This is a genomic window from Candidatus Desulfolinea nitratireducens, assembly GCF_982879505.1.
The window spans coordinates 1-10,463 of the sequence record NZ_CEYOSI010000120.1; the positions used below are offsets into that span (position 1 = coordinate 1).

11 protein-coding genes, 1 tRNA gene and 1 pseudogene are annotated in these 10,463 nt (G+C 48.3%); 11 read left to right on the top strand and 2 right to left on the bottom strand.

Annotated elements, in window-relative coordinates; genetic code table 11:
- Nucleotides 1–235: 235 nt before the first annotated feature.
- Together AC3DOM_RS11190 and AC3DOM_RS11195 are read left to right on the top strand one after the other, a co-directional pair.
- Entirely contained in the window at nucleotides 236–997 is a 762-nt protein-coding gene (locus AC3DOM_RS11190; protein ID WP_487919133.1) for a dimethylarginine dimethylaminohydrolase family protein, read from the top strand.
- 86 nt (nucleotides 998–1,083) lie between these two features.
- A complete protein-coding gene (locus AC3DOM_RS11195) occupies nucleotides 1,084–2,823 on the top strand; it encodes a universal stress protein (RefSeq protein WP_487919134.1) in 1,740 nt (579 codons plus the stop codon).
- A gap of 10 nt (nucleotides 2,824–2,833) precedes the next feature.
- Here the strand turns inward: AC3DOM_RS11195 and AC3DOM_RS11200 are convergent, their stop codons facing one another.
- Complete coding sequence (locus tag AC3DOM_RS11200; protein WP_487919135.1) at nucleotides 2,834–3,463, bottom strand: metallophosphoesterase family protein; 630 nt, start codon at nucleotides 3,461–3,463, stop codon at nucleotides 2,834–2,836.
- Between the two features lie 130 nt (nucleotides 3,464–3,593).
- Here AC3DOM_RS11200 and AC3DOM_RS11205 point away from each other — a divergent pair, with 130 nt between their 5' ends.
- The 7 genes from AC3DOM_RS11205 to AC3DOM_RS11235 all read left to right on the top strand — a co-directional run bounded on the left by AC3DOM_RS11205 (nucleotide 3,594) and on the right by AC3DOM_RS11235 (nucleotide 9,216).
- Nucleotides 3,594–4,241, top strand: a complete 648-nt coding sequence (locus AC3DOM_RS11205; RefSeq protein ID WP_487919136.1) for a YczE/YyaS/YitT family protein — start codon at nucleotides 3,594–3,596, stop codon at nucleotides 4,239–4,241.
- Between the two features lie 34 nt (nucleotides 4,242–4,275).
- On the top strand, nucleotides 4,276–5,352 hold the full coding sequence (locus tag AC3DOM_RS11210; RefSeq protein WP_487919137.1) for a serine hydrolase domain-containing protein: 1,077 nt from the start codon (nucleotides 4,276–4,278) through the stop codon (nucleotides 5,350–5,352).
- 186 nt (nucleotides 5,353–5,538) lie between these two features.
- The gene (locus tag AC3DOM_RS11215) at nucleotides 5,539–5,844 is read left to right on the top strand and encodes an ArsR/SmtB family transcription factor (RefSeq protein ID WP_487919138.1); all 306 of its coding nucleotides are present in this window, start codon (nucleotides 5,539–5,541) and stop codon (nucleotides 5,842–5,844) included.
- Between the two features lie 66 nt (nucleotides 5,845–5,910).
- Nucleotides 5,911–7,008, top strand: a complete 1,098-nt coding sequence (arsB, locus tag AC3DOM_RS11220) for an ACR3 family arsenite efflux transporter (protein ID WP_487919139.1) — start codon at nucleotides 5,911–5,913, stop codon at nucleotides 7,006–7,008.
- Nucleotides 7,009–7,526: 518 nt separating this feature from the next.
- On the top strand, nucleotides 7,527–8,393 hold the full coding sequence (gene arsM, locus AC3DOM_RS11225; RefSeq protein WP_487919140.1) for an arsenite methyltransferase: 867 nt from the start codon (nucleotides 7,527–7,529) through the stop codon (nucleotides 8,391–8,393).
- Between the two features lie 103 nt (nucleotides 8,394–8,496).
- The gene (locus AC3DOM_RS11230) at nucleotides 8,497–8,850 is read left to right on the top strand and encodes a glutamine amidotransferase-related protein (protein ID WP_487919141.1); all 354 of its coding nucleotides are present in this window, start codon (nucleotides 8,497–8,499) and stop codon (nucleotides 8,848–8,850) included.
- Nucleotides 8,851–8,904: 54 nt separating this feature from the next.
- Nucleotides 8,905–9,216, top strand: coding sequence for a type 1 glutamine amidotransferase family protein (locus AC3DOM_RS11235; protein WP_487919142.1), 312 nt, complete (start codon nucleotides 8,905–8,907; stop codon nucleotides 9,214–9,216).
- Between the two features lie 305 nt (nucleotides 9,217–9,521).
- Here the strand turns inward: AC3DOM_RS11235 and AC3DOM_RS11240 are convergent.
- Nucleotides 9,522–9,593: transfer RNA gene (locus AC3DOM_RS11240), tRNA-Lys, on the bottom strand.
- A gap of 109 nt (nucleotides 9,594–9,702) precedes the next feature.
- Between AC3DOM_RS11240 and trxA the strand changes: the two genes are divergently transcribed.
- On the top strand, nucleotides 9,703–10,023 hold the full coding sequence (trxA, locus tag AC3DOM_RS11245) for a thioredoxin (protein ID WP_487919143.1): 321 nt from the start codon (nucleotides 9,703–9,705) through the stop codon (nucleotides 10,021–10,023).
- Between the two features lie 135 nt (nucleotides 10,024–10,158).
- A pseudogene (locus AC3DOM_RS11250) lies at nucleotides 10,159–10,463 on the top strand (hypothetical protein); the annotation flags it as partial.

A 10,463-nucleotide genomic window follows, 5' to 3' on the forward strand; every position in this document is an offset into this window, starting at 1 on the left:
AAATATTCTGCGCTGATAAGATTATAAACCGTCGCATTGAATACAATGAAACCATATCAGGCTGATTATGCCAGCAAAACAAATTGTTTTAGAAAGCTATTATATATAAAGCAGGACTTACGCAAAATACTTTTGTTCTCGCTGCGTTGTAGCTTGTCTACAATACCCCAACGCAGAGCAATGGGACCAGGACTATAAATTGTTTTAGAAAGCTATTTTATATAAAGGAATAAATATGTTCAAAAGAGCAATTGTAAGAAAACCAGGAAAAAGCATGATCGATGGATTGACCACCGCAGAATTAGGCTTACCTGATTATGAGCTAGCCCTTGTCCAACACGCAGACTATGTAAATGCGCTTAAAGAATGTGGGCTGGATGTCCTGGAATTGGATGCTGATGAAGAATATCCAGATTCTACATTTGTAGAGGATGTCGCCTTGCTGACAAGTAAGTGTGCGATTATTACCAATCCTGGTGCGCCATCACGAAGGGGAGAAACTGCTGCGATGAAAAAGGTTTTGCAAGATTATTATGCCAATATTGAAAAGGTTCAGGCTCCAGGAACGGTTGAAGCCGGCGATATCATGATGGTCGGTTCGCATTTTTATATTGGTTTATCTGAAAGAACAAATCAGAGCGGGGCTGATCAGGTGATCGCTTTCCTGGAAAAATACGGTCTGAGCGGATCTGTCGTAACATTGAAAGAAGTATTGCATTTAAAGACGGGGTTGGCCTATCTGGAGAATAATAATCTGGTCGCTTGTGGCGAGTTTTTGACGAAGGAAGAGTTTCAAAAATTTAATATCCTGGAGATAGCTGAAGATGAAAGTTATGCGGCGAATAGTATTTGGGTGAATGATACGGTTTTGCTACCAAAAGGATTTCCAAAAGCAAGGAAAGTTATTGAAGAGGCTGGTTATTCTATAAGAGAGGTAGATGTATCTGAATTTCAGAAGCTTGACGGTGGTCTCAGCTGCCTGTCATTAAGGTTTTGAGAAGTAGCTGGAAATTATCATAAGCGCTTGAATATATTACTGAAAAAATTTAGCAAGGGTAACTCTCATACATTATACTAACGCTTATGAAAAAGGAATCTCCTCGCTATAGAATTGCGCTTGATGATTTCAGACGTGCTCGCCGCAAAGCCGCTTTGCAAGAGATTTTCAGTTGGCTAACGGGGCAATCGAATACGCTGCTTTCATTTGAGGAAGCTCGTCAGGCTCTTAAAGCCAGCGGCGAGGAAGTTCACGGGTTGGAATCAATCCCTCTCAAAGCCATTATCGGCAGTGTTGGCCGCTATACTGAGTTCAATCGTAATTTTCTGCCCCGCAGAGATGCCTTATCTTCCCGTTGGGCGAGAGTGAAATCCGTCCTTCGTGATCTTGATGAAATGCCGCCTATTCAGGTTTACCAGATCGGGGAAGCCTATTTTGTGCTGGATGGCAATCATCGTGTTTCTATCGCAAGAGAACGGGGATTGACGCATATAAACGCATATGTAACAGAAATTCACACCAAGGTTCCGTTGACTCCTGAAACGGATCTCAATGATTTTATATTGAAGGCTGAGTATGCTGAGTTTTTGGCGAATACTCGCCTTGATGAAAATTGCCCGGATATAGACTTAGGGATCACTGCTCCCGGACGTTATAGGGTGCTTGAAAAGCATATTGATTTTCATCGGGAAACTCTCAGTGAGAAAAGTGGAGAAAAAATATCAATTCAAGATGCGGCTCACCGCTGGTGTCATGATATTTACTCACCTGTGACTGAAATCATCAAAAGCCGGGGTATTCTACGAGATTTTCCAAAACGTACAGAAACCGACCTATATGTCTGGATCGCTGAGCATCAGGAAAAGCTGCATAAGGTATTGGGCTGGTCTGTAGATACCAATATCGCCGCTGCCGATTTGGTGGATCAGCGCGGTGGGGGAATTAAGCGAATGCTTACACGTGTTACTGAGAGAATCATCTCGGCAATAACGCCCCCCATCCTGGAACCTGGACCCCAGCCGGGCAGATGGCGAGAACGTCAGTTGGCAACGCATGATATGGGGCATCTCTTCAGACATATCCTGGTCCCCTTTAACGGAAAAGAAGAAAGCTGGGAAGCACTTGAGCAAGCCATTCAAGTGGCCAGGCGTGAAGAATCGCATCTGATGGGGTTACATATCGTTTCGCATGAAAGCGAAAAAGAGAGTGATTTCGTTAAAGGATTGGCAGAGCGTTTCGAGGCCCGTTGTAAGGATGCCGGACTGATCGGCGAATTCGCGGTTGATGTTGGTGGGGTGGCTTCCAGGATCAATGATCGGGCGCGGTGGAGCGACCTGGTGGTTTTATATTTGGTGCACCCACCTGAGTCCCAGATCACATCCCGATTGAGCTCAGGGATACGCTCACTGATCCAGCGTTGTCCCCGGCCCATTCTGACCGTCCACCCTGATTCGCGAAAGCTTGAACGCTTTTTGATCGCCTATGATAGTAGCCCGAAAGCGAATGAAGCCCTCTATATGGCGGCATATTTTGCGGGACGTTGGGGGGCATCTCTTGTCGTGCTAACGGTGAATGAAAGCGGTAGCAGGCCCCTCTGGGCAGCGTTCCGGGCAAGGCGTTATCTGGAATCCCGTAATATCACCGCAAAATTCATCCAAAAAAATGGAAAAGTGGAAGAATCCATCCTGGAAGCTGTGGACGAAGAGGGGATTGATATGATCCTGATGGGTGGGTATAGCCGTAAGCCTGTCGCGGAGGTAATTCTGGGCAGCAGCCTGGATGAGGTGTTGCGCAAATCTCCGAGACCAGTATTTATTTGCCGCTGATCGTTGGGGGTTAGAAAGTCAGATCCTGCTGTCTATAGCCATAGGTATTCATCACCAGCGTATCCCCTACTTGCGTCTGAATGATCGTATCGGTCTCGTAGATATGATTATGGCCATGAAAATGATATTTTGGTTTGAAAACACGAATGAGCCAGTTGTAAGCCTTGACGCCCTGATGCGGCCAATCCGCTTTGTCGTGGATACCCCAGGGAGCAGCATGGCTGACAAAAACATCGAGATAGCGTCCGTAGAGCAGGCGGTTGAACAATAGGCCAGGCACAAGACTGAGGACATGTCTCCACATTTCACCCTGCGTATACTGGAAACTTCCCCATTTATTATAAAGAATACAGCCCTCAACGCCTGCAAGAATAAGGTTATCCTGGTGGATGATGCGGCGATGCAGATCAATCCCGCCACGAGGCGCATTCCGATCCCCATCGGCGCTATGTTCTATCGGTGAATCATGATTGCCGCGCACAAAATATAGCGGGACATTCAGTTTTTCGAAGATGTATTCCTGATAATAATAAGGCAGGTCACCGCAGGCAATGATAAAATCGACCCCGCAAATTTTTTCGCGGATCTCGGGGCTGTGAAGAAATGGGATAATAACATCGCTTATCGAGAGTATATTCACAAAATCAAGACCTTTACAAAGAGATACTGCAGCCGAAATCCTACTGCAGCAGTCTATTTTTAACCTCTTTGGCGATGCTTGTCAACGCAGGCCTCCCTCCCTAAGTGCTCTCAGTGGTATGATAACGACCATGTTTAAACCTATCAGATGGAATACTTTCCCGCGTGATTTTCTTCGTATCCAAATTGGCTTTGTCCTCTATGGTCTTTCGATTGCATTTATGATCCAGGGTAATCTGGGCACTGGGGCCTGGGGTGTATTGGAGGTGGGACTTGCGTACCTTCTGAGTGTTTCCCCCGGGACCATATCGGTCGCCTCCGGCTTTGTTGTGTTGACCGGAGCACTGCTGATGCGAGAGCAGATCGGCTGGGGTACGCTCGCAAATATTCTCAGTATCGGCCCATGGCTTGATTTTTTTCTAAAATATACTCCCTCCGTGGAGAATAATTTATTATTGCAAGCATCCATGCTGCTTGCTGCCATCGTCATGATGGGCATGGCCAGCGCGATCTATATTGGCGTGAACGCTGGCGCCGGCCCGCGTGACAGTTTGATGCTGGGCCTCAAACGCACAACGGGGATCAGTGTGCGCCTGGCGCGCACGATCATCGAGATCACGGTTGTCACCGTGGGGTGGCTGATCGGCGGCCCGGCAGGCGTGGGTACGGTTGTTATTGCTCTGCTGATCGGACCTGCCGTCCAATGGGGATTCAAAATATTTAAAGTCGAGCCGCATCGAGAACTGAATCCAGAGCCGGTGATCGCGCCGGCAGATTAAGGTCAACTTTTTGAAAGTGGAGAGGAATTAAATGATGACTTTCAAAAAAAATATCACCGATCTGCTCACAGCCAAAAGTGATGCTGGGGATTTCTCTGGTGTGGTATTGATCCAGCGCGGGGATGAGAAACTCCTCCACGTTGCACACGGGTATGCCAACCTTGCCTGGAAGATTCTGAATCACCTTGATACCCGTTTTCGGATTGCCTCCGTTTCGAAGATGTTCACCGCTGTGGCTGTGTTGCAATTGATCGAGGCTGGAAAACTGACCCTCGAGACAAAGCTGGTCTCCCTTTTGGGGCTGGAGAAGACGAAAATTCCCCCGGAAGCAACCGTCCAGCATATGCTCACAATGACGAGTGGCATGGCCGATTGGTTCGACGAATCCGGGAATTGGGAGGAAGATTGGGCCGCGCTCTGTCGCGAGCATCCCCTTTACCTCTTCCGCCAAAATGAAGATTACCTGCCTCTTTTCACAGATGTTAATCCTGTTTCTTCCCCTGGTGAGAAGCATCAGTATAACGGTGCGGGCTTTATTTTGCTTGGGCTTGCCATCCAAAAATTGACCGGACTATCATATTTTGATGCCATCCGATCCAATATATTTGAAAAAGCCGGAATGGGGGATGCAGATTTTATTGCGCTGGAAGAGATTGCCGAACGAGTTGCCGAGGGATATGTTCCCGCTTCAAACGCGGACGAGGGGTCTGCCCGTTGGCAAAGGAATATCTACAGCACCACGCCCGCTGCCGCGGCTGATGGGGGCGCGACCTGCTCAGCCGATGATCTGGTGCGTTTCTCCCAGGCTCTCCGTGCGGGGGAGTTGCTCTCCCCGGCAATGACCACCGAGATGCTAAAGCCGCATGTCATCCAAAACGAAGATCGTTTCCGTGGCTACGACTGGAAATATGGTTATGGCAATAATTTTATTCTCGACGATGATGAACAGATCGTCCGCTGGGGACATACCGGAGAAGAAGATGGGGTCAGCTGTCGGCTTTATTATTACCCCCAAGGCGACCTGGATGTGATCATTCTCGGCAACCAGAGCTGGTGTGCGGGCAAACTTGGCTGGGAAATCCACGATCTGATCCTTGAGAAATTTAAATAGATAGGACTTTCGCTTCAAAGGCTGAAAAATGCTCAAAGGGGATTTGCAATCCCCGTCTTTGTGAGAGAATCGCTGGATTGCAAATCCAGCTAGAGCAGGGAAAGCGAAAGTCCTAATAGAATTTCTTCTTGACATATAGATAAGTATCTATTAGTATTGCGACTGAATAAATAGAAGATTATCTATATGTCAAAAATAACTTATACCCCTGTCATCTTTGCCAAAGCGCTGGCCGACGAGACTCGCCAGAAGATCATGAGTCTCTGCTGCTGCAATTGGCTCAGCGTCGGCGAGATCGTCGAGGCCTTGCATGTCTCACAGCCGACCGTTTCTCATCATCTCAGCATTCTGCGCGAGGCGGGGCTGGTTGATTCACGGCGCGAGGGCAAGCAGGTTTTCTATTCCCTTAACCAGGAGAAGATCGCCGACGCTTGCTGCCAATTGGCGGGTGATTTTGCACCAGATCAAAAAGTAATTATGATTGCCAAATAAAAAAGGGACTTTTTTTGGCAATGCATATCGATATGCGTCATTTCTTATATTTGGTGGAGGAATAAAATGAATAAAGCTGTGGTGAATACGCAACCCAAAAGCCTGTCTTTTCTGGATCGTTTTCTTACCCTGTGGATATTCCTGGCAATGGCAATTGGTGTCGGCCTGGGCTATTTCTTTCCGGCAGGGGTGCAGGGATTCAATCAGGCTGTCTCTGTCGGCACGACCAATATCCCCATTGCGATCGGCCTGATCCTGATGATGTATCCGCCCCTGGCAAAAGTCCGCTACGAGGAGCTTGGGGATGTCTTCCGCAACTGGAAGATCCTGGGCATCTCCCTTTTGCAGAACTGGGTCATCGGCCCGATCCTGATGTTCGTGCTGGCGATCATCTTCTTGCGAGATATGCCCCATTATATGGTTGGATTGATCCTGATCGGTCTGGCACGCTGCATCGCGATGGTCATCGTCTGGAACGACCTCGCCAAAGGCGACACTGAATATGCCGCCGGTCTGGTGGCGTTCAATAGCATCTTTCAGGTGCTATTTTATAGTGTCTATGCCTATGTCTTCATCACCATCCTGCCCACCTGGTTTGGGATGGAGGGGAGCCTGGTCGAGATCACCATCGGTGAGATTGCCAAAAGCGTCTTCATTTATTTGGGGATTCCCTTTATCGCCGGATTCCTGACTCGTTTCTTCCTTGTTCGTAGCAAGGGGGATGAGTGGTATCACGAAGTATTTGTTCCCAAGATCAGTCCCATCACCCTGATCGCCTTGCTCTTCACGATCATGGTCATGTTCAGCCTGAAAGGCGATTTGATCGTTGCCATCCCAACAGACGTGTTGCGGATCGCAGTCCCGCTGGTAATCTACTTTGTTGTCATGTTCCTGATCAGCTTTTGGATGGGATATAAGCTCAACGCGGGTTATAAAAAATCAACCACACTCTCTTTTACAGCAGCCAGTAATAATTTCGAGTTGGCGATTGCCGTTGCGATTGCTGTCTTTGGGATTAATTCTGGCGAAGCCTTTGCCGCTGTGATCGGACCATTGATCGAAGTACCGGTCATGATCGGCCTGGTTACAGTAGCTTTCTGGATCCAGGGTAAGTATTTTGGATCCGATCCAAGCGAGATGACGGTTGATTGCGCTACAGATTGAGTAAAAAATATCTAAGAGCCTATCCTAAAAATAAGTGAGATGTGCATTGCATCTGGAGGATGCGTTGCACATCGGCTTCGAGCAAGAAAATATACCCATTGAAAACCCGACTTGCAATAGCATGCCCCCTTGGGTACGCACTTGTGAAGTGCAATGCAAATCTAACATCCTTTCATAACGAATTTTAGAATAGAAATAATCCAATGTAATATAAGATTTATTAATCTTTTTCTTCACGTCATTGCGAGGCAGTGTTTTCGCCGAAGCAATCTCCCATGCAGTGAGTGAGACTGCTTCGCAAAGGCGGCTCGCAGTGACGCGAAATATAAAGTATCGGAAACTTGGTTTACGATGTAATAAGGAGAAATATATAAAACACACAGTCTCTGAGCGGAAAACCGAGCGAATGCGAGGTGTGTAGTCGCCTGTACTCGACAGAGTGAAGAGCGGCTTTTGTAAATCCGTCCTTCACCCTTCGGGATGAACTGATAGTAGTCACTTAATTTTAGGAGAAATAAATGAGTACCGAAAAAATTGAACTGGATGTCCGCACAGCCGTGCGCGACCGCTATGGCAAGATCGCAGAGTCCTTCAATGTCAGCAACCAAGCCGATTGTGGATGCGGCACCTCATCTTCGTCATCCTGCTGTGGCGATGGAAAAGATGATTCTGCCCAGCTAGCCGCGGTCGAAAAACTTTATCAAACCCCCGATGCAGCCGCCCTGCCCGATGAAGTGACCGGTCTTTCCCTGGGATGTGGTGATCCGATCACCCTGGCAGCGCTGACACCCGGCCAAACCGTTCTCGATCTGGGTTCTGGTGGCGGGATCGATTGCTTCCTGGCCGGACAGCGGGTTGGCCCGGAGGGGCGTGTCATTGGTGTGGATATGACCGCTGCCATGCTTGAAAAAGCGCGTGCCAACAAAGCCAAATTGGGCGCGGATAATGTCGAATTTCGCCTGGGCGAGATCGAGCATCTCCCCGTTTCCGATGAGAGCATCGATGTGATCATCTCAAATTGTGTCATCAACCTCAGCACCGACAAGCCCCAGGTTTTTCGGGAGGCTTTCCGTGTCCTGCGCCCCGGTGGGAAGTTGGCGGTCAGCGATATGGTCACTGATGGGCCGCTCCCGGATTCGATCAAATCCAGTTTGAGTGCCTGGGCGGGGTGTGTCGCGGGCGCGCTGGATGTTGAAGAGTACGTCGCAGGGATAAAGGCGGCCGGATTCGTTGACGTCGCACTTGAACCGGTTTACCTGGATAAGGAATTCATCGACGACGGAATCCGTCAAATGGGTGGCGAAATTGATACCGGTGAGATGCCGCGCGAAGCGATCTACAAAGCGGTTTTCAGCGCCAAGATCACGGCACGAAAACCAATCTAGATAATTGGCTGGAGACAGCACCCACCCTGCCTAAAACGGTGGGTGCTGTTTTTATATGTAGAAGAGGCAAGCCTCATTTATATTCAGATCAAAGAGGATAATCATGAAAATCGGCATTCTGGATGCATTTCCACCGGAAGAATTAAATACCGTTAGTTGGAACGATACACCTGTGGACGCGTATATCCGCTTTATTGAAAGCGTTGAAGCTCCCTTTGAATATGAAGGTTATCGCGTGGCTCAAGGGGAGTTTCCCGAATCGCCAGAAGCTTGTGATGCCTATTTAATTACTGGCAGCCCACGGGGAGTCTATGATTCCCAGCCCTGGATAGCCGACCTCGAAAAATTTATTCAGGATTGCTATCAGGCCGGAATAAAATTGGTAGGGATCTGTTTCGGACATCAAATTTTAGCCCACGCATTGGGCGGTCACGCGGAAAAATCTGAAAAAGGCTGAGATGTAGGATTGCACAGTTTTGAAATTAACACCCACAAAGACTGGATGACCGATATGCCCGATCAGTGCTCGCTATATTTTGTGCATCAGGATCAGGTGATGGAATTGCCGCCTGAAGCGGAGTTGTTGGGTGGGAACGATTTCTGCCCAAATCTTTTCTATACCATTGATAATAGGGCGCTGGGCATCCAGGGGCATCCTGAGCTGACCAGGGAGAACATGGTCGAAATCCTGGAAGGAAGAGAAGAAAAAGTAGGTGCAGAAGTACATCGTAATGCTGTGAATTCGCTGGAAAATGGTGCCCCCAACAATCAACTTTTAGCGCAATGGGTCGTCAATTTTCTGACAACATCTTCTGAAGCTTAGCTTTAATATCACCAATATATCAGAAATCCTCCAAACACTCCCCATTTAATAAATAGATTTCTTGCAAAAGTCCATTTTTGACACTGCTCTAGCCGCCGTCGGGAGCACATTAGCAAGAGGTCTAATGAGCAAATGATATAATTGCACTTACTGAAATTTGACCAAAAAAGCCCTCTTTTAGAGGACTTTTAGTGAGTGCGGAGCCCCAAAGGATCCGGTCAAGCCGGACGAACGGTTCTCCGCGAAGACTCGAACTCTCAACCAATGGCTTAAGCAAAAAAGCCCTCTTCCAGAGGACTTTTCAGTGAGCGCGGAGAGACTCGAACTCTCAACCAATGGCTTAAAAGGCCACTGCTCTGCCATTGAGCTACGCGCCCGAAGCGAGGAGCATTCTAACATGCTCTAAAATTTCCGTCAACGAAGTAATAGAAATTGTCACATTCCCATCCAATATGGGAAGACATCAAAAGATTTTAAGGAGTATTAATGGCTGAAATAAATGTAACTGAAGCAACATTCCAAAGCGAAGTCCTCGATTCTGAAATTCCCGTACTGGTGGATTTTTCGGCAGAATGGTGCGGCCCCTGCAAGATGGTTGACCCGATCGTGCATCAACTCTCGGAAGACTGGGAAGGCAAAGTCAAGGTCGCCAAGATCGACGCGGATGAAAACCCCGGCATATTGATGCAATATGGCGTCATGGGCATCCCCACGCTGATGTTCTTTGTCGGTGGTGAGGTGCGTGAGCGTGTAACCGGTTATCAACCAAAGAAGAAATTGGTCGCCAAATTCGAGCCGCATATATAATCCTATATCAGCTTTAGGCCGCGCCCACGCCGCCGGGGACGGCGGCTTGAGCACAATTAAGACACAAAGTTCGCGAACTTTGTGTCTTTGTGGTTAAATACAAGGAGAATCTAAATTCAAATAAGGCAGGCAGTCATGACAAAAAAAATGCTCCCCTACGGCCTCTGGCCCTCCCCGATCACCCCCTCTCTGTTGGGGCGGAAAATCCGGCTTGATGATGTGCAATGGTCTCGTGATGGTGAAACCCTCGTTTGGGTGGAGGGGCGCTCCGGCCATGGAGTGCTCGTTGCCAAAACGGGAGATGATGCAGCTCGCGATTTAACGGGAGATCTTCCAGTCAAGCCCACTCTAGGCTATGGCGGTGGCGAGTTCAACTTGAGCGCGAATTTCGCTGTTTTTGCCAGCGGCGGGAGGCTTTATCAACTCCCGTTCAGGCACGG